This window comes from Sulfitobacter sp. THAF37 (genome assembly GCF_009363555.1).
GTDB lineage: Bacteria > Pseudomonadota > Alphaproteobacteria > Rhodobacterales > Rhodobacteraceae > Sulfitobacter.
The window spans coordinates 962,747-985,923 of record NZ_CP045372.1 but is presented as its reverse complement, the minus strand read 5'-3'; the positions used below and the strand labels follow the sequence as shown (position 1 = coordinate 985,923).

Below are 23,177 nucleotides of genomic sequence, written 5' to 3'. Positions count from 1 at the left end.
AATCCTCAGTACGCATTCATCGTCAGTAGTTCGTATTCCGCGACGGGCTTGTCGTCCTGATTGGTCAGGGTCACATGCCAGCGCACTTCACCATAGTCGTCGTTGCGCGGTGTCTTGTGCTTGACGCTCAGCCGCACCTTGATGCTGTCGCCCGCAGCCACCGGTTCCATGAACCGCAGATTGTCCAACCCGGTATTTGCCAGAACCGGCCCCGGATCGGGCTGCACGAAAAGACCAGCCGCGAAGCTGAGCAGCAGATACCCATGCGCCACGCGGCCGGGAAAGAACGGGTTCGCCCGGGCAGCTTCATCGTCCATGTGGGCATAGAAGGTATCGCCGGTGAAATGTGCAAACGTCTCGATATCATCGAGCGTGACGGTTCTGGACGGGGAATTGAATGTCTCGCCCAGATCAAGGTCGCCAAAGGTCCGTGTGAAGGGGTGCGCGCGGTCGGAAATCTCTGTGGCGCCTGGCACCCACTGTTGGCCGATCGCGGTCAGGATGTCGGGGCTGCCCTGGATCGCGGTGCGCTGCATGTAATGCATTACGCCCCGGATGCCGCCCAGCTCCTCTCCGCCGCCCGCACGGCCAGGGCCGCCATGGACCATGTGCGGCAGGGGGGAACCGTGGCCCGTCGCTTCTTTCATCGAAGCGCGGTTGTTGAAATAGAGCCGCCCGTGGAAGGCTGCCGACCCATGCACCAGCGCGCGCGCCGTTTCACCGTCATTGGTGATGACCGACGCGACGAGCGACCCCTTGCCCCTGTTCAACAGGCCGATCGCGTGGTCAAGGTCGCGGTAAGCCATGACGGTGGCGACGGGGCCGAAGGCTTCGGTGTCGTGGACGCGCTCGGCCGTGTCCGGCTCGCGGCAATAGAACAGCATCGGCGGTAGGAAAGCACCCTTTGTGGCGTCAGCGCCCGCGACGTCGAAGTTGTCGGGATCGCCGAATACCCGCTCTGCCTCTGCGCCGATCATTGCGGCTTTTTCCAGCACATCGTTCCGCTGCGTGGTCGAGACCAGCGCGCCCATCCCGGTGTCCTCGGCCCGTGGATCGCCCACCTTGGTCTTGAGAAGGCGGGAACTGATTGCCTCAAGCACAGCCCCGACGTGGTTTTCGGGGACCATGATGCGACGGATCGCGGTGCATTTCTGACCGGCTTTGGCAGTCATTTCGCGCTGGACCTCTTTCACGAAGAGGTCGAATTCCGGTGTGCCCGGTGCGGCGTCCGGCCCGAGCACGGAGGCGTTCAGGCTGTCCTGTTCCGACGCAAAGCGCACGGAATTTTCCATCAGTTTCGGGTTCCCCCGCAGTTTTAGAGCAGTATCTGCGGACCCGGTGAAGGCGACCGCATCCTGGCAGTCGAGATGGTCCAGCATATCGCCCAGGCCGCCACTGACCAGTTGCAAGGCACCCTTTGGCAGCAGCCCGCTGTCCAACATCATGCGCACACAGGCTTCGGTCACATAGCAGGTGGCGGTCGCGGGCTTCACGATCGCGGGGACCCCGGCCAGCAGGGTCGGAGCCAGCTTTTCCAGCATGCCCCAGACCGGGAAGTTGAAAGCGTTGATGTGCACCGCAACACCCTGCAAAGGTGTGCAGATGTGGCGGCCGAAGAACTGGCCGCCGCGTCCCAGTTGTTCGGGGGGACCGTCCAGATAGACATGCGCATCGGGCATCTCGCGCCGCCCCTTGGAGGCAAAGACCATCATCGTGCCGATACCGCCGTCGACGTCGATCCGGTGATCTGACAGGGTCGCGCCGGTGTCGTAGCTGAGGTCGTAAAGCGCCTGCTTGCGGTCGTTCAGATAGCCCGCCAGCGCCTTGAGCATCCGTGCGCGGTCATGAAACGTCATCCTGCGCAGAGTCGGGCCGCCGGTGTCGCGGGCGTAAGACAGCATGGCCTGCACATCCAGCGCGTCGTTTCCGGCACGGGCGATCACCTCTCCGGTGATGGCGCTGGCGATGTTGCGGGCACCGGCCCCCGGTGCGATCCATTGTCCGGCGGCGTAACTGGAAACGTCGAGCATGTCGGCTCCTTAATGTGTGTCGTAGTCTATGACGAGCTTGTCGGTCAGCGGATAGGACTGGCAGGTCAGAACGTAACCGCGTTCGACCTCGTAGTCCTCAAGCGCGTGGTTGCTGATCATCTCGACCTCGCCCTCCAGCACCTTGCCCATGCAGGTGGAGCAGACGCCCGCCTTGCAGGAAAACGGCGCGTCCTGCCCGTTCTCCAGCGCGGCTTCCAGCACGGATTGACCCTTTTGCATTGTAAAGCTGCGTTCGGCCCCTTCGATGATCACAGTGATCTCGGTGCCCTTCCGGCCCTCGCTGCGTTTGGCCATTTCCTTTTTGGCGAGCTGGCCCTGCTGGCTTTCGCTGAACAATTCGAACTTGATCTGATCATGCTCTAACCCGTGGCCTTTCAGGCTTTCGGCAATCGCCAGCATCATCGGTTCGGGGCCGCAGATAAAGGCGGTGTCGATGCTTTCCACGTCGATCCACTGCTGGAAGAGGCGGGCGCATTTGTCAGTATCCACGCGGCCCGTGAACAGGTCTATGTCCTGCCCGGATTCCAGCATGTGAATGATGGTCAGCCGCCCCATGTAGCGGTTCTTGAGGTCTTCCAGTTCCTCGCGGAACATGATCGTGTTTACCGCGCGGTTGGCATAGACCAGCGTAAAGGTCGATTTAGGCTCTCGTTTCAGTACTGTCTTGAGGATCGACAGAACCGGCGTGATGCCGGACCCGCCCGCGAAACCAAGGTAGTTCTTGGCGCGATCAGGCTCTAATGCTGTGAAAAACTTGCCCTGAGGTGGCATGACATGCAGCGTATCGCCGACCTTGAGCGTCTCATTGGCGAAGGTGGAAAAGGCACCGCCATCGACCTTCTTGATCCCCACCTGCAACTTGCCGTCGTCCAAACCGGCGCAGATCGAGTAGTTCCTGCGCAGCTCGGTACCGTCGAAATCCTGACGAAATGTCAGGTACTGGCCTTGGGTAAAGGAAAACGCCTCGGGGTTTTCCGGTTCTAGCGTCAGCACCACGGCATCACGGATTGTGTGGTGAATATCAGTCACTGTTACGGGGTGAAACTGGCTCATTTCAGTGCCTCAGATACATTTGAAATAGTCGAAGGGTTCAAGGCAGGACTGGCAGCGCCACTGCGCCTTGCAGGGGGTCGAGCCAAACTGGCTGATCTTTTCCACCTGCGTTGATTTGCAGCGCGGGCAGTGTTGTGGCCCGCCAGCGGGACGGGGTGGGGCAATGCCGAATTCCTCAAGCTTGGCCTTGCCGGTATCGGTCATCCAATCGGTGGTCCAGGCGGGGGACAACTGCCTTTTCAGGGACAGTTTCTCGACCCCCTTCGCGCGCAATGCGGTCTCGATGTCGAGGTTGATGATGCTGGTGGCCGGGCAACCGGAATAGGTCGGCGTGACCGTGACCTCCAGCATATCGTCCTGCCATTGCACATCACGGATGATGCCCAGATCGGTCAGGGAAATGACAGGGATTTCCGGGTCGGGCACGGCGGAAAGCCAGGCCCAAACAGTCTCTACCGAAGGTCTTTGCGTTACCATGTGGCGTCCGGGTAGGCCCGTTGCAACCATTGCATCTGGGTCAGCATGTGCCCCAGATGTTCGGTATGCCGCGCACCGGATTTCCCGCCCTTGTGGGCAAAGTCGTCTTCCGGTTTCGTCAATGTCGCCTCCCTCAGGACCTCGTCCAGCAGCGCGTCGTATCCGGGCCGCAGGGACGCCGGATCGGGCGCAATGCCTGCGCTGACCATCTCGTCGTCAACTGCATCCGCGATGAACATTTCGCCGACGTAAGGATAGAGACGATCCAGCGCGGCCTGCATGCGGTCGTGGCTTTCTTCCGTGCCGTCGCCCAGACCGATCACCGTGTCGGTGGCCCGCTCAAGGTGATAGGTGACTTCCTTCACGGATTTCTCCGCGATCGCCGCAATCTGGTCGTTGCTGGATGCCATCAGCCCCTTGAGTTGCGCCAGATGCCAGCCGTCGAACAGGAACTGGCGCATCATGGTGCGACCGAAGTCGCCGTTGGGCTGTTCGACCAGCAGCAGGTTGCGGAAATCCCAGACATCGCGATGAAAGGCGAGACGGTCGGCGTCACGGCCCTTGCCCTCTGCCTCGCCCGCCAGCCCGAGCCAAAGCTGCGTCTGCCCGATCAGGTCCAGCGCGGTGTTGGCCAGTGCGATGTCTTCTTCAAGCACCGGCGCCACGCCGCACCATTCAGAGATGCGGTGCCCTAGGACCAGGGTATTGTCCCCCATCCGGCACAGAAATTCGAACTGCGCGTCGCTCACATCGCCCCCACTTCGTCGGGAATGTCAAAGAAGGTCGGGTGGCGATAGACCTTGTCGTTTGCCGGTTCGTAAAGCGCGCCCTTCTCTTCCGGGGACGAGGCGGCGATGGCGCTGGCCGGAACGGCCCAGATGCTGACGCCTTCGTTGCGGCGGGTGTAGACATCGCGCGCGTTCTTGATCGCGCCCTCGGCGTCGGCTGCGTGCAGGCTGCCCACATGCCGGTGGCTCAACCCGTGTTGGCCGCGGATGAAGATTTCCCAAAGGGGCCATTCGGTTGCCCTCGCCTTGCCGTGGGGCGCGGCATCGGTGTCGGAATATGGGCTGGATTCAGGGCTGCTCATCTGGCGTCCTCCTGTTCTGGATCGGTGCCGGACACTTCGGGCGTGTCCGGCCTGAAAGCGTGTCTTGGATCATTCCGCCGCGATTGCCGCGTTCCGCTTCTTCTTCTTCTCGGCATGGGCCAGCAGGCCTTCGCGCACCCATCGGCCTTCGTCCCAGGCGCGATTGCGCGCTTCCAGCCGTTCCGTGTTGCAGGGCCCGTTGCCCTTGAGCACGTCGAAAAATTCATCCCAGTCAGGTTCGGAGAAGTCGTAGTGCCCGGTTTCCTCGTTGTACTTCAACTTGTCGTCGGGAATCGTTAGGCCCAGGTATTCCGCCTGCGGCGCGGTCTGGTCCACGAACTTCTGACGCAGCTCATCGTTGGTGTTCATCTTGATTTTCCAGGCCATGGATTGTGCGGAATGCACCGACTCCGCGTCCGAAGGGCCGAACATCATGAGCGAGGGATACCAGAACCGGTTCAGCGCATCCTGCGCCATCTTGCGCTGCGCCTCAGTGCCCCTGGCCATCTTCATCATGATGTCGAAACCCTGACGCTGGTGAAAGGATTCCTCCTTGCAGATCCGCACCATCGCGCGGGCGTAGGGCCCGTATGACGTGCGCTGCAGCGGCACCTGGTTCATGATTGCGGCACCGTCGACCAGCCATCCCACGGCGCCCATGTCGGCCCATGTCAGGGTCGGGTAGTTGAAGATCGAAGAGTACTTCATCTTTCCCGAGAGCAGGTCACGGGTCATCTGATCGCGGGTCACGCCCAGCGTTTCCGCCGCGCAATAGAGGTAGAGCCCGTGGCCAGCTTCATCCTGCACCTTGGCCAGCAGGATCGCCTTGCGCTCAAGCGTCGGCGCGCGGGTGATCCAGTTGCCTTCGGGCAGTTGACCAACGATTTCGGAGTGGGCGTGCTGACCAATCTGGCGGACCAGATTCTTGCGGTAGCCGTCCGGCATCCAGTCTTTTGGTTCGATCTTGCCGCCCGCGTCGATGCGTTCCTGAAAGGCGCGCTCGTCCGGGTCCATCTCGTCAAGGGATTTGACGCCTTTACCGGTAGACTTGATCATCTGTGCATACATGCAATCCGTCCTTTCAGGTTGAAGTTCAGCTTGTGCGTTCGAGGATCAGCGCAACACCTTGTCCGACCCCCACGCACATGGTGCACAGGGCATAACGTCCGCCCGTGCGTTTCAGTTGCAGCGCCGCTGTCATCACCAGACGCGCGCCGGACATGCCCAGGGGGTGCCCGATAGCGATGGCCCCGCCATTTGCGTTCACATGCGGCGCATCGTCCGGTACGCCGAGCGCCCGCAACGTCGCGAGCCCTTGGGAGGCGAAAGCCTCGTTCAGTTCGATCACGTCCATCTGGTCGATGGTCAGACCGGCGCGGGCGAGCACCTTTTTGCAGGCCGGGATCGGGCCAATACCCATGATGCGCGGTTCAACACCCGCCGCGGACATGGCGACCACGCGGGCGATGGGCGTGAGGCCATGATCCCTGGTTGCCTGTTCCGATGCGATCAGCAGCGCGGCCGCACCGTCATTCACGCCCGAGGCGTTGCCAGCGGTCACGGTCAGGTCCGGCCCGTTGATGGCGCGCAGCTTGCCCAGCGCCTCGCCCGTTGTCTGGGGGCGCGGATGTTCGTCGCGGTCCACGACGATCGGATCGCCCTTGCGCTGGGGGATCGTGACCGGAGTGATTTCATCGGCAAAGACACCTGCTGCATCGGCCGCCGCCCAGCGTTCCTGGCTGCGCAGGGCAAAGGCGTCCTGATCCGCGCGGCTGACATCAAAGTCGGCGGCAACGTTGTCGGCGGTCTCTGGCATGGAGTCGACGCCGTACTGAGCCTTCATCCTGGGATTCACGAACCGCCAGCCGATGGTCGTGTCATAGACAGCGTTGCTGCGGGAGAAGGCGGTTTCGGCCTTGGGCATGACGAAGGGTGCGCGCGTCATGCTTTCGACGCCACCGGCGATGGCAAGGTCGATGTCGCCTGCGCGAATTGCACGCGCAGCAGCGCCAACGGCATCCATCCCGGAGGCGCAGAGCCTGTTGATGGTCGCACCCGGCACATCAACCGGCAGACCAGCCAGCAATGCGGCCATACGCGCCACGTTCCGGTTGTCTTCGCCAGCCTGATTGGCGCAGCCCAGGATCACGTCATCCACGCGCGACCAATCCACATCGCGATTTCGCGCCATGAGTGCCGAGATGGGCGCCGCTGCCAGATCGTCAGCGCGGACGGATGACAGTGCACCGCCGAAACGACCGATGGCGGTACGCTGTGCGTCGCAGATGAAAGCCTGCATGAAGTTCTCCTCTTTCGAGGGAATCTAGCGCCGGATGCGATTCGAAACAAGATTAATGTTACGGAATGTGCATCCTGGGGATAATTCTGTAACGCTTTGGCTGATCCGCCGCTCTGATAGGACGCAGGTATGGGGCCTGAACGATGACAGAGGTGCCAATGTCAGATGATCCGGCTTTCTCACCTGCGCTCGCAACGACAGGCACTGTCTGGTGGAAAGACAGTTCAACCCATCAGGTCATCATTTCCACAGGCAAAGCGAACCCGTCTCGAAGGTCGGGGTCATTTCCTTGATATCGTTAAGGCAGTGCGAGGCCCGGATGGGGAAGCTCTTTGCCTACCCCTTTCGGAATTCGCGTAAATTATGAGGACCGCGCACGATTATGCGCGATCCTACACGAGATCAGAAATCCAGGTTCTCGACGCTTAGCGCATTTTGCTGGATAAACTCGCGGCGTGGTTCCACCACATCGCCCATCAGCTTGGTGAACAGGTCATCGGCCTCGGCCATGTCCTCCACCTTGACGCGCAGAAGGGTACGTGCCTCTGGGTCCAGTGTGGTTTCCCACAGCTGATCAGGGTTCATTTCCCCAAGACCCTTGTAACGCTGCAGCGACAGTCCCTTTTCACCTTCAGCGAGGACCGCCTCAAGCAGGTCCATCGGACCGTGGATCAGCTGCGACCGGTCCTTGCGCACAAGCGTTGCAGGCAGGTCGTAGACATCCTGCAGGTGCTGGGTGAAGGTTCCGGATTTCTTTGCCTCGCCGGAACGCAGCATCTTGCCGTCCAGTGTCCGCACCTCTTCGACACCGCGCAGGATGCGGGCCAGACGGATGCCGTGATCCTGGGTGATCCGGCCTTGCCAGCCGCGTTCGTATTCCAGCGCGATCAGGTCCAGCCGCTTGGCCACCTTGTCGGCCACACCTTGCAGGTCGCGATCCACGGCGCCGGATACAAAGGCCCCGGCGATCGCCGCCTGTTCAACGATGTGTCGGGGATAGTGGGTCGGGAACGCCTCAAGCACGCGGCGCATCTGGCGGGCGAGATCAACCACGCGGGCCAGGTCCTGGCCAGTGATTTCTTCTCCGTTGCCCTGCCGAAGCATCGCCCCGTCGATGCCCTGTTCGATCAGGTAATCCTCCATCGCGGCCTGGTCCTTGAGATAGACCTCGGACTTGCCGCGCGTGACCTTGTAGAGCGGCGGCTGCGCGATGTAGAGGTGCCCGTGTTCAATGAGTTCGGGCATCTGGCGGTAGAAGAACGTCAGCAACAGTGTCCGAATGTGCGCGCCGTCCACGTCGGCGTCCGTCATGATGACGATCTTGTGATAGCGCAGTTTGTCGAGGTTGAACTCGTCCCGGCCGATCCCGGTGCCAAGCGCCATGACGAGGTTGCCGATCTCCTGGCTTCCCAGCATCCGGTCAAAGCGGGCACGCTCCACATTCAGGATCTTGCCTTTCAGCGGCAGGATCGCCTGGGTCTGCCGGTCGCGACCGGTCTGGGCCGATCCGCCGGCGCTGTCACCCTCGACCAGGAACACTTCGGTCTTGGAGGGGTCCTTTTCCGAGCAATCCTTGAGCTTGCCAGCCAGGAAGTTCACGTCCATCGCCGTTTTGCGCCGGGTCAGATCACGTGCCTTGCGCGCCGCTTCGCGGGCGTGGGCCGCTTCGATGATCTTGCCGACGACAATGCGGGCTTCGTTCGGGTTCTCCTCGAACCATTCGGCCAGCTTTTCGTTCATCAGACCTTCGACCGCAGGGCGCACCTCGGAGGAGACCAGCTTGTCCTTGGTCTGCGAGCTGAACTTGGGGTCCGGCACCTTGACCGACAGCACGCAGGTCAGACCCTCGCGGGCGTCGTCGCCGGTGAAGCTTACCTTTTCCTTCTTCGCGATGCCGCTGGACTGCGCGTAATTGTTGATCGTCCGCGTCAGCGCGCCCCGGAAACCGGCCATATGCGTGCCGCCGTCGCGCTGCGGGATGTTGTTGGTGAAGGGCAGCACGTTCTCGTGGTAGCTGTCGTTCCACCACATCGCCACTTCGACGCCAATGTCGTCTTTCTCTCCGGTGATGAAGATCGGTTCGGGCATCACGGATGACTTGTGCCGGTCCAGATACTTGACGAATTCCTTCACACCGCCTTCGTAGAAAAGCTCTGTTTCCAAAGCCTCGACCGGGCGTTCGTCGCGCAGGATGATCCGCACCCCCGAATTCAGAAATGCCAGTTCGCGCAGGCGTTTTTCCAGCGTCTCGAAACTGTAGTCGAGGTTCGAGAACGTCTCGGTGGAGGCCATGAAGCGGACCTCTGTACCGGTACGGTCGGTCGGCCCGACGATGCTGAGGTGTTCGGTCGTGAAGCCGCCTTCGAAGCGCGCGACGTGTTCCTTGCCCTCGCGCCAGATGCGCAATTCCAGCCAGTCGGACAGCGCGTTGACAACGGATACGCCGACGCCGTGCAAACCGCCTGACACCTTGTAGCTGTTGCTGTCGAATTTACCGCCCGCGTGCAGCTGGGTCATGATGACTTCGGCTGCGGAAACGCCTTCTTCTTCGTGGATGCCAACGGGAATTCCGCGGCCATTATCGCTGACGGAAACGGAAGAATCGTCGTGGATGGTGACGGTCACGGCGTCCGCGTGCCCGGCCAGCGCCTCGTCGATGCCGTTGTCCACGACCTCGTACACCATATGGTGCAGGCCAGACCCGTCATCGGTGTCGCCGATGTACATGCCAGGGCGCTTGCGGACCGCCTCCAAGCCCTTGAGAACCTTGATGGAATTTGCGCCGTATTCTTCGGGCATCTGCTCAGTCTCGGACATTCGGGAAAACCTTTTTCTTTTGCCCGATTTATAGTGTTTTCAGGGAAGAATGTCACGCGCCTGACACAAGATTTTGTGTCAGACCAGGGGGATCAGAAGCCCGACGCAGATCAGCAGCGCGCCGGAAACCAGGTTGATCCGCCGCAGGATGCGGGGATCGGTCAGAAGGCCGCGGATGTGGCCCACGAAAGCGGCCAGGATGAGGTTCCCGATCAGGGGCACGACAACGGAAACCGCGACGATTGCCGTCAGGTCCTGCCAGGTGACACTGCGCAGGTCGAAAAAGCCCGGCAAGACGCCGACATAGAAGAGCGCCGCCTTTGGATTGCCCAGAATTGCAATGACACCGGCGACAAATCCGGCCCACATGCCGGGCCGTGTCAGGCGGCTGTCGCGGTCCGGGGCGGCATCCCGGTGCCGGATCAACATGAGGCCCATCACCAGAAAGACAAGGCAGGCCACGCCCCGCAGGACAACCATGAAGACGTCGAATACCGCGAGGATCCATGTGATCCCCAGTGCCGCCATCAGCGGCCAGAGCAGATCGCCGGTCGACACGCCCAGGGCCAGCGGCCATGCCGCGCGCAAGCCGCCCGACATCGCCCGTGCCATCATCGCCACCATGACCGGGCCGGAGGTGACAAACAGCGCCACCATCGCGCCGGCATAGAGCAGGAGGTCGTGATAGGGGATGGTCATTCAGGCGTGCCGACCGCCGACACACCTTCGGACTCTGTCACCTCCAGCACCTGCGCGCGATTGCCAAGGTCCGTGAACAGTTCAACCCCGGTTCCTGTCATCCAGGCCTGCGCCCCCAGCGCGGTAATCTCATCGTACAGCGCGGCCCGTCGGGCAGCATCGAGGTGGGCCGCGACCTCATCGAGCAGCAGCAGGGGCGGCGCGCCGAAATCTGCCGTCAACGCCCGGGCGTTGGCCAGGATGAGGGAGACCAGAAGCGCCTTCTGTTCCCCGGTGGAGCAATCGCGGGCGGGCACCCCCTTGGCCGCGTATACGCCGTCGAGATCGGCGCGGTGGGGGCCGATGAGCGTCCGGCCCGCCGCCAGGTCGCGCATCCGGTTGTCGGCAAGCGCCTGACGCAGCCCTTCGGCGGTTTGCGGCATCTCGGATTGCAAGTCGAGGGTGGCGGTGGGAAAGGCGGTCTCGGCCTGTGTCTGCGCCTCTGCGATGGCGCGAAGTGCGTTCTGCCGGTTGGCGTTGATCGCCGCGCCGGCCTCGGCCATCGCGCTTTCCAAGGCAAGATACCAGGACGGTTCGCGCACCATGTCCTTGAGCAGGCGGTTGCGTTCCCGCATGGCCTTTTCATACCGCAGTGCATGGTCGGCGTGGTCTGGCAAGAAGCTGAGCGTCATACGGTCCAGAAAGCGCCTGCGGCCCTCGGCCCCTTCGATCCACAGCCGATCCATCGCCGGGATCAGCCACAGGACCCGTGCGATGCGGCCCAGGGCGTTCTGCGCGGCGAGCTTGCCGTCGATGCGGGTCTGGCGTGCCGCACCGCCCTCGGACCAGATTTCGACTTCGTGGATCTGCTGGCGCACATGCAGGATGCCCGTCACCTTCCAGCCCAGCGCCTCGGGCCTGCGGGTCATGTCCTGCGCACTGGACCGGCGCAGACCTCTGCCCGGTGAAAACAATGAAATCGCTTCCAGGATGTTGGTCTTGCCCGCCCCATTGGGCCCGTGCAGCGCCACGGGGCGGGCGTCGCAGTCCATCAGGCTGCGGCGGTGCGACCTGAAGTGAGACAGTGTCAGCTGGGACAGGAACAATCCGGTCATGGATCAGCGCCGATATTTTCGAAAATATCGGACCGGAGTTTTCGAAAACTCCGGCGCGTCACACACGCATTGGCATCACGACATAGACCGCAGACATGTCGTTTCCTTCGCGCATCAGCGTCGGATCACCGGAGGAGTTGAACAGGAACACGGCGTTCTCGCGGTCCACCTGGCTGGCGATCTCCAGCAGGTATTTCGCGTTGAAGCCGATCTCCAGACGTTCGTCGCCGTAAGCGACGGCAAGCTCTTCTTCGGCGGCGCCGCTGTCGGGGGCATTCACGGACAGAATCAGGCGATCCTCGTCCAGTTGCAGCTTGACCGCACGGGATCGTTCCGAACTGACGGTTGCCACACGGTCCACGGCCTGTGCGAATTCGGCGGCGTCCACTTCCATCTTGCGGGTGTTCCCCTGCGGAATGACGCGGGTGTAGTCGGGGAAGGTGCCGTCGATGACCTTGGATGTCAGGGTGATCTCGGGCGTGGCAAAGCGCACCTTGGTCTCGGACACGGATACGGCGATCTTCATGTCATCGTCTTCCAGCAGCTTACGCAGCTCGCCCACCGTTTTGCGCGGAACGATCACGCCGGGCATCTCCGCCGCGCCTTCGGGCAGTTCGGCGTCGATACGGGCCAGCCGGTGGCCGTCCGTTGCCACGCAACGCAACGTCTTGCCGTCATCGCCATCGGCAACGTGCATGTAGACGCCGTTCAGATAGTACCGGGTTTCCTCGGTGGAGATGGCGAATTTCGACTTGTCGAAAAGGCGGCGAAGCACAGGTGCGGGGGCGCTGAAGTTCGATGCGTATTCCGACGATGCCATGACCGGAAAATCCTCCCGCGGGAGGGTCGCGAGACTGAAGTTCGAGCGGCCCGCCTCGACGGTCAGGCGGCCTGCGGCGCTGTCCGCAGTCAGGTTGATAAGCGCCCCATCGGGCAGCTTTCGGACGATCTCGTGCAGCAAGGTGGCCGACACGGTGGTCGCGCCCGCGCGTTCCACCTGAGCAGCCACCTTGTCCACAACCTCGATGTCCAGGTCGGTGGCCCGGAAAGAAACATCGCTGCCGTCCGCTTCGATCAGGACGTTCGCGAGGATCGGAATGGTGTTGCGCCGCTCGACGACGGATTGGGCCTGGCTTACCGCCTTGAGCAATGCGGCACGTTCGATGCTGAATTTCATGATGGCTTCTCCGTCAGACCCGTCGGGACGGGCAAACTACCCGGTTCCCTCGTTTTAACAAGACTTTTCATGCCTTGACGGACCAAATGCAAGAGGGGCCGCAAGGGCCCCTCAATTACCTGGCGGTCGTGGCATGGTTGCCGCGATCAGGCTTCCAGCGCGCGGCGAAGCAGCTGCAGATCCTCGGCAATCTGGTCATCGGTCAGCTTGAGTTCTTCGATGCGGCGCACGCCGTGGATGACCGTCGTGTGATCCCGCCCGCCAAAGCGGCGACCGATCTCGGGCAGCGACCGGCTGGTCATCTGCTTGCACAGGTACATCGCCACCTGGCGCGGTCGGGCGTAGCTGCGCAGGCGCTTCGGCCCGATCATGTCGCTCAGGCGAATGTTGTAATGTTCGGACACCTTCCGCTGAATTTCCTCGACCGAGATCCTGCGTTCGGAATCGCGCAGCACGTCGGTCAGGCAATCCTGGGTCAGTTCCATGTTGATCTCGCGTCCGACCAGCGATCCGAAAGCAAAAAGGCGGGTCAGCGCGCCTTCCAGGACCCGAACATTCGACGTGATCCTGTGGGCCAGGAATTCGAGCACGCCATCCTGAACCTGAAGGTCTGGATAGAGTTCGCGCTGCGCTTCTACCTTGCTTTGCAGGATGCCGAGGCGCAGTTCGTAATCCGTTGGGTGCAGGTCCACGACCAGCCCGCATTGCAGGCGCGACTTCACGCGGTCCTCAAGGTCCTTGATTTCGCCCGGTGCACGGTCGGCCGAGATGATGATCTGCTTGCGCTGGTCCACGAGGGCATTGAACGTGTGAAAGAACTCTTCCTGTGTGCTATCCTTGCCGGCGATGAACTGAACGTCGTCCACCATCAGAACATCCACGGATCGGAAGATTTCCTTGAAGTCCATCATCTTGCGGTCGCGAAGAGCCTGAACGAAGCGGTACATGAACTGCTCCGCCGAGAGGTAGAGCACGTTCATCTGCGGTTTGCGTTCGGCCAGTTCGCGGGCGATCGCGTGCATCAGGTGCGTTTTACCCAGCCCAACACCGCCATACAGAAACAGGGGGTTGAAGGTGACGGGGCCGCCTTCGGCCACGCGCTTGGCGGCGGCATGTGCCAGCTCGTTGGGTTTGCCGACCACGAAGTTGTCGAAACTGAAACGCGGATCAAGGGGGGCGGTTACCATGACATTGGTCGGCTCGCTTTTGGCGGGGGCATGCGTTTTGCGCGGAGGATCGGACGGAACCTTGCCGTCATTCGCGGCGCGTTGCTGAAGGGTAAAATTCAGGCGGGAAACCTCGATGCCTTCCGCGTTGATCTCGTGCAGGATCAGGTCCGAGAAATTCTGGCTGACATAATTGCCGAAGAAGTTCGTCGGTACATGAAGGGTGGCGATACCATTGGCCACCTCGCCAGCCTCCATCGGTTCGATCCAGGTGGTAAAGTTGTTTTGCCCAACTGTCTTTAGCAGCCGCTGTCTGATCTCGCCCCATTGATCTTGCGTCATTTCCAAAATTTGTCCCAAGTCAGGTTTCAACCAAGCGCCGGAGCAGTCCGGCACCACACTCGATCCAGAATACAGGCCACCTGTCCGGTCCCAAACGGCAACCGGCCCGGTAACTGGACCATTTTCATCTAGGATTTCGCCAATCGGTGCGCCCGGGCGCATCGGTCTTGGCAAAAGCCGTCCGTATCAAAACGGACAGGGCAAACGCGGCAGCAGCTACATTCGCAATACAGAAAGCGAGCGGTATGACCGCCACGATCTGCGTCCCGGAAAGGTACTGTCCGAAGCCGGAAGCACCTGTCTCAAAGGCCTGTCCCCCCACGCGAAATGAATCGCTCTACGTAGGTAGCAAGTACTGCACAGCCGCTTCAACATATCTTCCGCCTTGACTCGTTCTTTTGTCAGCAAAGAATCTGTGGCCAGATTTTCAGCTCTGCGGACAGCAAAAAGGCGCCGCAGAGCGACGCCTTATGTTTCAAGCAGATAGTCGATTCGACCGGCTGCCGAAGGGAAAATCAAGCCAGTGCTTTGACCCGGGATGCCAGCCGCGACATTTTTCGCGATGCGGTGTTTTTATGAAACACACCTTTGCTCACGCCACGCATCAGCTCGGGCTGGGCGTTCTTCAGCGCCTCGGTCGCAGCATTCTTGTCGCCGGATGCGATCGCTTCCTCGACCTTGCGCAGGTGTGTGCGGATGCGCGACCGGCGTGCCTTGTTGATCTGGAAACGCTTTTCGTTCTGACGTGCGCGTTTCTTGGATTGTACTGTGTTTGCCATGAGGATCAGCCTTCGGGTTTTTCAATTTCGGTTCAAGGCGCGTGACGCCAAACCCGTGCCGGACGTACCGGGAAGGTGATTCTAGCCTGAGCGGGCTGCACGCGCATGTATCGGGCCGCCTATAGCGGTAAATGCAGAGGGTTGTAAAGCGGTGTACCAATCCGGCCACATCGGGGCCAGCCGGTATCACTTGTCCCGGAACTGCGCCTCACGCTTTTCGAGGAACGCCGACATGCCTTCCTTCTGGTCTTCGGTCGCAAAGAGCGAATGGAAAACCCGGCGTTCAAACAGCAGGCCCTCACGCAGCGGGACCTCGTAGGCGCGGTTGACCGCCTCCTTGACCACCATGACGGAGATCATGGATTTCTCCGCAATCTTGCCGGCGGCGCCCATGGTTTCCTCCATCAGCTTCTTCACCGGCACCACGCGAGATACCAGGCCGGAACGCTCCGCCTCTTCGGCGTCCATGAAGCGGCCGGTCAGGTTCATGTCCATCGCCTTGGACTTGCCCACGAGCCGGGTCAGCCGCTGCGTGCCGCCGATGCCCGCGACGACGCCAAGGTTTATCTCGGGCTGACCGAACTTCGCCGTCTCCGAGCAGATGATGAAGTCGCACATCATGGCAAGTTCGCAACCGCCGCCCAGGGCGTAGCCGGATACCGCGGCAATGATGGGTTTGCGCACCCGCATGATCTGGTCGGATTCGGCGGTGAAGAGATCGCCGCTGAACGCCTCGACAAAGGTCTTGTCGCGCATCATCGCGATGTCCGCGCCCGCGGCGAAAGCCTTTTCTGAGCCGGTGATGACGATGCAGCGGACCTTTTCGTTCTCCTGCGCGCTCTTCAGCGCGTCGGCGAGTTCGGACATCAGGACGTCGTTCAAAGCGTTCAGGGCATCTGGCCGGTTCAATGTAACCAGCGCCACGTGATTTTCCACTTCCACGACGATCGTTTCGTAAGCCATCAGAGGGTCTCTCTATCGTTGCGCTCAGACCGTCACGCATAACACGGGCAAGATACGTTTCAAGCTATCTTTGACATTCAGCGCAATAGAACGAAGACCGCCCGGACTGGACGATGCGTCTGATCGGCCGGGTGCAGTCCGGCGTGCGACAGGGGGCATTTTCGCGGCCATAGACATCGAAGTTGTGCTGGAAATATCCCAGCTCTCCGTCTGCCTGCCGGAAGTCGCGCAGCGACGAGCCGCCCGCCTCGATCGCCTCGGACAGCACGTTGCGGATGATCGGAACAAGAGCCGCCACACGCTTCTGCGAGATTCGTCCGGCCTTGCGCGCCGGATGGATGCGCGCACGGTAAAGCGCCTCGCAGACATAGATATTCCCCAGTCCGGCGATGACGTGCTGGTCCAGCAGCGCCGCCTTGATCGGGGTGTTCCGCCCTTTGAGCGCCGCGACCAGATGCGCTTCGTTGAAATCGTTTCCCAGCGGTTCGGGGCCCAGAGCGGCCAGCAGTTTGTGACGGTCGGCGTCGGCTGTCCGCATCAGGTCCATGGCACCGAAGCGGCGTGGATCATTGAAGGTGATCCGGGCACCGTTTGCCATGTGCAGGACCACATGATCGTGCTTTTCGGGCGCGGGGTGATGGTGAACAAATTGGCCAAGCGGGTCGCCCGAAACCAGCATCCGGCCCGACATCCCGAGGTGAATCAGCAGCGATTCTCCGGACCCGAGGTCCGCCAGGATGTATTTCGAGCGGCGCCGCAGGCGTTCGACGCGCTGCCCCGTCAACCTTTCGGACATGTCCGCGGGGAAGGGCCAGCGCAGGTCGGGACGGTTCACATCGGCCCGCTCGATCACGGCCCCCTCCATCGCGGGTGCAAGACCGCGGCGCACGGTTTCGACTTCGGGCAGTTCTGGCATCTTGCGTCCTTTCGCCGGCGCTGGGCACCTGCGGCAAATGGCGGTTTGTATCCGGCGTGTGTAAGCTATATCTCCGCACTGACAATATCGGGACGCTGATCATGACAGACAAGACCACCCATTTCGGTGCGCGCACGGTGCGTGAGGACGAAAAGGCCGGGATGGTCCGGACCCTCTTCTCCGATGTGGCGAACAAGTATGACGTCATGAATGACGTGATGAGCATGGGCATCCACCGGGTCTGGAAAGAGGCGATGATGGACTGGCTCGCGCCGCGTGCAGGTCAGCGGCTGCTCGACATGGCCGGCGGCACCGGCGATGTGTCATTCAAGTTTCTAAAGCGGGCGGGGCAGGCCCACGCCACGGTTTGCGACCTGACCGAAGGGATGCTGATCGAGGGACGGAAACGGGCCGAGGCGGCGCAGATGGCCGATCATCTGGACTGGGTGGTTGGCGACGCCATGAACCTGCCCTTCGACGACAACAGCTTTGACGTCTACACCATCAGCTTCGGCATCCGAAACGTGACCCGACCGCAGGAGGCGTTGAACGAAGCCTACCGCGTGCTGCGTCCGGGGGGGCGTCTGATGGTGCTGGAATTCAGCCAGTTGCCCAATCCGATGATGCAAAAGGCCTATGATCTGTACAGTTTCAACGTGATTCCCCGCATGGGGCAGGTGATCGCGAACGACCGCGACAGTTATCAGTACCTTGTGGAGTCGATCCGCAATTTCCCGGATCAGGAAACGTTTCTGGACATGGTGCGCGCGGCGGGGTTCGAACAGGCAAAATACCGCAACCTGACCATGGGCATCGCTGCGCTTCATTCCGGCTGGAAACTGTAGGTGCGCGGGCCCCACAATATATGGCGGCTGATCCGCACCGGTGCCACGCTTGAGCGCACGGGCGCGATGAACCTGGTACTGGATGCCTTCGAAGCAACGCCAACCTTGCGGTTTGTGGCGCGGGCGCTGGGGCTGCCGTTCAAATGGCTGGGCTACAAGGGCGATCCGTCCATGCCGCCTGCGACAAGGGCACTGACGGCGCTGGGACCGGCGTACATCAAGTTCGGGCAGGTGCTGTCCACCCGCCCTGACGTGGTGGGCGATGAACTGGCGGTACAGCTTCGGGTGTTGCAGGACAAGCTGCCGCCCTTTTCCATCGAGGTGGCCAAGGCTGAGGTGGAGCGCGAACTGGGTCTGCCCCTGGATGAGCTGTTTTCCGACTTCAGCGAACCCGTCGCCGCCGCCTCCATCGCGCAGGTCCACAAGGCAACTCTGGCGGATACCGGCGAGAAGGTCGCGGTCAAGGTGTTGCGCCCCGACATTGAACGGGCATTTCGAAAAGATGTCGATGCCTTCTATCTCGCCGCCCGCATGGTCGAGCTTTTCTCGCCCGGGTCGCGGCGGCTGCGTCCGATGGAAGTGATCGAACATTTCGACGGTGTCGTCCGGGGTGAGCTGGACTTGAGGCTGGAAAGCGCCGCCGCGTCGGAGTTTGCTGCGAACACCAAGAACGACGATGGTTTTCAGCTGCCTCAGATCAAGTGGAACCTGTCGGCCCGGCGGGTGATGACGCTGGGTTGGGCCGACGGTGTGCCGATGGGCGACAACGATGCCATCGACGCGGCGGGCCATGACCGGGCGGTGCTCAGCAGCCGGGTGCTGCAATTGTTCCTGAACCACGCGCTGCGCGACGGCTATTTTCACGCCGACATGCATCAGGGTAATCTGAAGGTCGCGCCGAACGGCGACATCATTGCATATGATTTCGGGATCATGGGCCATATCGATGCCTATACCCGCCGCGTCTATGCCGAGATTCTCTATGGGTTCATCCGCCGCGATTACCTGCGGGTGGCCAAGGTGCATTTCGAGGCGGGGTATGTCCCGGCGGACAAAGATGTGGACGAATTCGCCCGCGCCCTGCGCGCGGTGGGCGAACCCATCTTCGGCATGGACGCCACCCGTATCTCGATGGCACGGCTGCTGACGTATCTGTTTGAAGTCACCGAACGCTTCGGCATGGAAACACGGACCGAACTGATCCTGCTGCAGCGCACCATGGTCGTGGTCGAAGGGGTGGCACGGTCCCTGAACCCGCACATCAACATCTGGGAAGTCGCCAGCCCGATTGTGAGCAACTACATTTCCAAATCCATCGGCCCGGCGGCGGTGATCAGCGATCTGGCCAGCACCGCGCAGGTTCTGGCGCGGTTCGGGCCCCGGTTGCCGGGGTTGGTAGAGGCGGCGCTGTTGCGGCAAAGCAACGAGACGACCATCCTGCGCCCTACCCGCAAGCGGTGGATCGTCCTGTCGGCGCTGGGCGGGGCCGCGGCGATGGCGGGATTGATCGCGCTGGTCGAAGCTCTGACCTGATCCGCGAAGATCGCGGCAAGCAAACAAGGCGGACGGCACAATGACCCCCACGTTGAAACTGGCGACAGGCAGTATTGCGATTGGCATTGTGGTCCTGCTGCTCAAGGCGATTGCCTATTGGATCACCGGTTCCGTGGCGCTGTTTTCAGACGCGCTGGAAAGCACGGTCAACGTCGCCACGGCCATTGCCGCGCTGATCGCGATACGCGTGGCGGCGCGACCTGCGGATACGAACCATCCCTTCGGCCATCACAAGGCCGAGTTCTTCAGCGCGGTACTGGAAGGGGTGATGATCATCGTCGCCGCACTGATCATCCTGAACGAAGCCTTCCATGCCTTCGCCACGCCGCGCGCGCTGAATGCACCGGTCGAGGGATTGGCGATCAACCTTGGTGCGACGGCGATCAACGGGGTCTGGGCCTGGCTCTTGATCTCTCGCGGGCGCAGATACAGGTCGCCGGCGCTCGTGGCGGATGGCCGGCATCTGTTCACCGATGTCCTGACATCCTTTGGCGTGGCCATCGGTATCTTGCTGGCCTATGCGACCGGGGTGTGGCTGTTGGACCCGCTGATGGCGGTGGTCGTGGCGCTGAACATCCTGTGGTCGGGTTCAAAGGTGGTAAAGGAATCGCTCAGCGGTCTGATGGACGAGGCCGTACCGGACAGCGAACTCAAACAGATACGCGACATCATTGCGACCGAGGCTGGCGGTGCCACGCAGGCTCATGACCTGCGCACGCGGCACGCAGGAGCGATCACCTTTATCGACTTTCATCTGGTCGTCCCCGGGGAAATCTCGGTCTTTGAGGCGCATGAGATCTGCGACCGGGTCGAAGCCCGGTTGCGCGCCGAACTGGGCGAGGCGCAGATCACCATACATGTGGAGCCCGAGCACAAGCTGAAAAGCACCGGCATCTTCATCGTCGATTAACGGCTCCGCCAGATGTGAAAAAGCCCCGGCTGAAGCCGGGGCTCTATCGCGTCTCGGGTTTGTTTCAGGTCATTCCGTCCAGCTGACCGCCGTCAGGTCGGTTGCCTGGGTCGGCGCGTTTTCCCACAGACCTTCGATCCCGACTTTCGCCACGGTGGGCAGCGCCAGTTGGAAGAGGTAGCCGTTTACGTAATCCTCAGAGATCATCCGTTGCGCGTCGCCCAGCATCTGTTTCCGCTTGTCCGGGTCCGTGGTGCTGTTCAGCTCGCTCATCAGTTCCTGAAGCTCTGGCTTGTCATACTGGAAGTAATAATCAGGGTTGGCATAGATCCCGATGTCCATCGGCTCGGTATGGCTGACGATGGTCAGGCCGAAATCCTTGCCCTTGAAAACGGTTTCCAGCCATTGCGCCCATTCGACGTTGGTGATTTCCGCCTTGATGCCGACTTCAGCAAGCTGTGCGGCGATGATCTCTCCACCGCGCCGGGCGTAGGAGGGGGGCGGCAGGTGCAGCGTGGTTTCGAACCCGTCGGGGAAGCCCGCTTCGGCCAGCAGCGCCTTGGCCTTTTCCGGGTCATATTCGCTCATCGAGATGAGGTCGACGTAGGCCGGGTTATGCGGGGCGAAATGTGTGCCGATGGGGGTGCCAAGGCCGAACATCGCGCCGTCGATGATCGCTTGCCGGTCAATCGCATGGGCCATCGCCTCGCGCACCTTCACGTTGTCGAAGGGCGCGCGCGTGTTGTTGGTGGACAGGATTGTTTCCCCCTCGGTCGAGCCGACGATGACCTGGAAACGCGGATCAGCCTCGAACTGGGGCAGGTTTTCGGGCGCCGGGAAACCGACGAAGACATCCGCATCCTCGGCCATCATCGCGGCAAAGGCGGCGGTGGGGTCGGAGATGAACTTGAACGTCGCCGATTCAAGGTGCGCGGGTGTACCCCAGTAGTCGGGATTTTTCGACAGCACGATCCTGTCGCCCTGCGTCCAGCTGTCGAACTTGAAGGCGCCTGTCCCGATCGGTTGCTGCTTGATGTTGTCGATGCTTTCGGGTGCGACGATCACTGCGTCACCCCAGGCAAGGTTGAACAACATGCTGCCGTTCTGCTCGCTCAGCTTGACCTCGACGGTCGCGGGGTCGATCACGTTGACCTCTGATATGGCCGAATAGAGCGCCTTTTGCGCATTGGCGCTGTCTTCGGCGATGATGCGGTCGAGGGTGAATTTTACATCTTCCGCGTCCATCGCGGACCCATCGTGAAATGTGACGCCTTCGCGAAGCTTGAAGGTATAGGTCAATCCATCATCGGAGATGTCCCAGCTTTCGGCAAGACCCGGCACGACGGAGCCGTCGGACATGAAGCGCGTCAGCCCTTCGAACACGTTGGAATAGAGCACGGAATCGATGGCCCCGGCCGCAGCCGATGTCGGGTCCAGGTGCGGCGGTTCGAGCTGCAGCGCGACGGTGATGTCGTCCTTGGCCGCGGCGGCGCCCGCCATCAGGGCGGCGGTGCCGACGCCGAGCAGAAGGTGGCGAAGGTGTAGCATTTTGGTCTCCCCTATTGGTTATGAACGAAGGCTAGCCAATCCGATTGCGTCTTGCCAGCGTTCTTGATGTGGCAGTTGCCTTTCGCCCCGGGAGGGCCTAGTCAGCCGCCTCTGGATTCTGGGATGGATGAGCACATGTCGGCGGCACTGGGTATTGATTTTGGCACGTCGAACTCTGCCGCCGGAATTATTGTGGATGGCAAACCTCATCTGATTCCGCTGGAGGAAGACGCCGAGACGGTGCCGACAGCGGTGTTCTTCGACTTTGATGCCCAAAAGATGATTGTGGGGGAGCGCGCCAGCCAAGCCCTGCTGGCCGGTGATGAAGGCCGTTATATGCGCGGGCTGAAAAGCCTTTTGGGCACACGGCTGATGCGCGAAAGCCGGATGTTGCTGGGCGAGCGGCTGGACTTCGTCGATATCGTCGCCCGGTTTCTGGCGGAGGTGAAGCGCAGGGCGGAGGCGGCGACCGGCACGGTGTATGATCGTGCGTTTTCGGGGCGGCCGGTGCGGTTTCATTCCGCTGATCCGCAGCGGGATGCGCAGGCACTGCTGGACCTGCAAGAGGCCTATCGCCGGGCTGGTTTCACCGAGGTTCAATTCATGAACGAGCCCGAGGCCGCGGCCTTGGCCAACCGGGCGATCCTTTCTCCCGGTGACTTGGCTCTGGTGGTGGACATCGGCGGCGGGACATCGGATTTCACCTTGTTCCGGCAGAAGGGCACAGCGGGGATCGACATCCTGGCCAGCCACGGTGTGCGCGTCGGCGGCACGGATTTTGACCGCGCCCTCAGTATCGGGCGCGTGATGCCGCAGCTGGGCATGGGCAGCCCGATCCGCCATGCCTTTGGCAATGACACGCATATTGCGCCGAATGCCATCTTCAATGACCTCGCCACCTGGGCCAAGATCCCGTTTCTTTACGGGCCGGACACCCGCAAGGCAGCGGCAGAACTTGAGAAATTCGCGGTGCATCCCAAGCGGTTGGGCCGTCTGGTCAAGGTCCTGGAAGAAGAGCTGGGTCACGATCTGGCCTTTGCCGTCGAGGCGGGCAAGATCATGGCGAACACACCGGGTGTCACCGACCCGGTGGTCAAGGTCGGAATGCTGAAACCCGGTGCCACGTTGCCCTTGCCCAGTGACTGGATGACGGCGCGGTTGGCCCCCATCGCGGATGAAATCGGCGCGGCTGCTTCCGATGTGATGGCCAAAGCCGGGGTGGCGCCGGATCAGGTCGACAAGGTGATTTTTGTCGGTGGATCCAGTCTGATGCAGGTGGTCGTCGACGTTCTGAAAGCGCGCGTGCCCGAGGCCGAAATTCACCGGGGTGCCGCCCTGACTGCGATTGTCGACGGGCTGGCCATCGGCGCAGCCACGGCGTTTGACGCCTAGGCTCT

20 protein-coding genes are annotated in these 23,177 nt (G+C 61.6%); 4 read left to right on the top strand and 16 right to left on the bottom strand.

What is annotated here, in order from left to right:
* Nucleotides 1–5: 5 nt before the first annotated feature.
* From paaZ to mutM, 15 genes are all read right to left on the bottom strand, one after another.
* Entirely contained in the window at nucleotides 6–2,030 is a 2,025-nt protein-coding gene (paaZ, locus tag FIU94_RS04900) for a phenylacetic acid degradation bifunctional protein PaaZ (RefSeq protein WP_152464707.1), read from the bottom strand.
* 9 nt (nucleotides 2,031–2,039) lie between these two features.
* On the bottom strand, nucleotides 2,040–3,104 hold the full coding sequence (locus FIU94_RS04895; protein WP_152464706.1) for a 2Fe-2S iron-sulfur cluster-binding protein: 1,065 nt from the start codon (nucleotides 3,102–3,104) through the stop codon (nucleotides 2,040–2,042).
* Between the two features lie 9 nt (nucleotides 3,105–3,113).
* On the bottom strand, nucleotides 3,114–3,581 hold the full coding sequence (gene paaD, locus FIU94_RS04890; RefSeq protein WP_152464705.1) for a 1,2-phenylacetyl-CoA epoxidase subunit PaaD: 468 nt from the start codon (nucleotides 3,579–3,581) through the stop codon (nucleotides 3,114–3,116).
* Nucleotides 3,575–4,297: a 1,2-phenylacetyl-CoA epoxidase subunit PaaC gene (paaC, locus tag FIU94_RS04885; RefSeq protein ID WP_152466950.1), complete on the bottom strand. Its 723-nt coding sequence runs from the start codon at nucleotides 4,295–4,297 to the stop codon at nucleotides 3,575–3,577. Before paaC ends, paaD begins: the two co-directional genes overlap by 7 nt.
* 29 nt (nucleotides 4,298–4,326) lie before the next feature.
* Complete coding sequence (gene paaB, locus FIU94_RS04880) at nucleotides 4,327–4,671, bottom strand: 1,2-phenylacetyl-CoA epoxidase subunit PaaB (RefSeq protein ID WP_082899434.1); 345 nt, start codon at nucleotides 4,669–4,671, stop codon at nucleotides 4,327–4,329.
* Between the two features lie 69 nt (nucleotides 4,672–4,740).
* Entirely contained in the window at nucleotides 4,741–5,739 is a 999-nt protein-coding gene (gene paaA, locus FIU94_RS04875; RefSeq protein ID WP_152464704.1) for a 1,2-phenylacetyl-CoA epoxidase subunit PaaA, read from the bottom strand.
* Between the two features lie 25 nt (nucleotides 5,740–5,764).
* Nucleotides 5,765–6,970, bottom strand: a complete 1,206-nt coding sequence (gene pcaF / locus FIU94_RS04870; RefSeq protein ID WP_152464703.1) for a 3-oxoadipyl-CoA thiolase — start codon at nucleotides 6,968–6,970, stop codon at nucleotides 5,765–5,767.
* Nucleotides 6,971–7,372: 402 nt separating this feature from the next.
* A complete protein-coding gene (gene gyrB / locus FIU94_RS04865) occupies nucleotides 7,373–9,787 on the bottom strand; it encodes a DNA topoisomerase (ATP-hydrolyzing) subunit B (RefSeq protein ID WP_152464702.1) in 2,415 nt (804 codons plus the stop codon).
* Between the two features lie 78 nt (nucleotides 9,788–9,865).
* Nucleotides 9,866–10,486: a LysE family translocator gene (locus FIU94_RS04860; RefSeq protein WP_152464701.1), complete on the bottom strand. Its 621-nt coding sequence runs from the start codon at nucleotides 10,484–10,486 to the stop codon at nucleotides 9,866–9,868.
* Nucleotides 10,483–11,580 (bottom strand): DNA replication/repair protein RecF, encoded by a 1,098-nt coding sequence (gene recF, locus FIU94_RS04855; protein WP_152464700.1) that lies wholly within the window; start codon nucleotides 11,578–11,580, stop codon nucleotides 10,483–10,485. The genes FIU94_RS04860 and recF overlap by 4 nt, the downstream gene beginning before the upstream one ends.
* 58 nt (nucleotides 11,581–11,638) lie before the next feature.
* Nucleotides 11,639–12,757, bottom strand: coding sequence for a DNA polymerase III subunit beta (dnaN, locus tag FIU94_RS04850; RefSeq protein ID WP_152464699.1), 1,119 nt, complete (start codon nucleotides 12,755–12,757; stop codon nucleotides 11,639–11,641).
* Nucleotides 12,758–12,903: 146 nt separating this feature from the next.
* The gene (gene dnaA / locus FIU94_RS04845) at nucleotides 12,904–14,265 is read right to left on the bottom strand and encodes a chromosomal replication initiator protein DnaA (protein WP_152464698.1); all 1,362 of its coding nucleotides are present in this window, start codon (nucleotides 14,263–14,265) and stop codon (nucleotides 12,904–12,906) included.
* 515 nt (nucleotides 14,266–14,780) lie between these two features.
* A complete protein-coding gene (rpsT, locus tag FIU94_RS04840) occupies nucleotides 14,781–15,044 on the bottom strand; it encodes a 30S ribosomal protein S20 (RefSeq protein ID WP_152464697.1) in 264 nt (87 codons plus the stop codon).
* A 186-nt stretch (nucleotides 15,045–15,230) separates the two neighbouring features.
* Nucleotides 15,231–16,007, bottom strand: coding sequence for an enoyl-CoA hydratase (locus FIU94_RS04835; protein WP_152464696.1), 777 nt, complete (start codon nucleotides 16,005–16,007; stop codon nucleotides 15,231–15,233).
* A gap of 64 nt (nucleotides 16,008–16,071) precedes the next feature.
* Nucleotides 16,072–16,923: a bifunctional DNA-formamidopyrimidine glycosylase/DNA-(apurinic or apyrimidinic site) lyase gene (mutM, locus tag FIU94_RS04830; RefSeq protein ID WP_152464695.1), complete on the bottom strand. Its 852-nt coding sequence runs from the start codon at nucleotides 16,921–16,923 to the stop codon at nucleotides 16,072–16,074.
* 101 nt (nucleotides 16,924–17,024) lie between these two features.
* On the opposite strand from mutM, the gene ubiE reads away from it, so the two are divergent.
* From ubiE to FIU94_RS04815, 3 genes are read left to right on the top strand one after another with little or no spacing between them, the layout of a single operon-like run.
* Nucleotides 17,025–17,768 carry a bifunctional demethylmenaquinone methyltransferase/2-methoxy-6-polyprenyl-1,4-benzoquinol methylase UbiE gene (ubiE, locus tag FIU94_RS04825; protein WP_152464694.1) on the top strand — a complete coding sequence of 248 codons (744 nt, stop codon included), beginning with the start codon at nucleotides 17,025–17,027 and terminating at the stop codon, nucleotides 17,766–17,768.
* Nucleotides 17,769–19,301, top strand: a complete 1,533-nt coding sequence (ubiB, locus tag FIU94_RS04820; protein ID WP_152464693.1) for a 2-polyprenylphenol 6-hydroxylase — start codon at nucleotides 17,769–17,771, stop codon at nucleotides 19,299–19,301.
* Nucleotides 19,302–19,341: 40 nt separating this feature from the next.
* On the top strand, nucleotides 19,342–20,232 hold the full coding sequence (locus FIU94_RS04815; protein WP_152464692.1) for a cation diffusion facilitator family transporter: 891 nt from the start codon (nucleotides 19,342–19,344) through the stop codon (nucleotides 20,230–20,232).
* Between the two features lie 69 nt (nucleotides 20,233–20,301).
* On the opposite strand, the gene FIU94_RS04810 is transcribed toward FIU94_RS04815, so the two are convergent.
* On the bottom strand, nucleotides 20,302–21,780 hold the full coding sequence (locus FIU94_RS04810; RefSeq protein WP_152464691.1) for an ABC transporter substrate-binding protein: 1,479 nt from the start codon (nucleotides 21,778–21,780) through the stop codon (nucleotides 20,302–20,304).
* Between the two features lie 123 nt (nucleotides 21,781–21,903).
* Here FIU94_RS04810 and FIU94_RS04805 point away from each other — a divergent pair, with 123 nt between their 5' ends.
* The gene (locus FIU94_RS04805; RefSeq protein WP_254702615.1) at nucleotides 21,904–23,172 is read left to right on the top strand and encodes an Hsp70 family protein; all 1,269 of its coding nucleotides are present in this window, start codon (nucleotides 21,904–21,906) and stop codon (nucleotides 23,170–23,172) included.
* The last annotated feature ends 5 nt before the right edge of the window (nucleotides 23,173–23,177 follow it).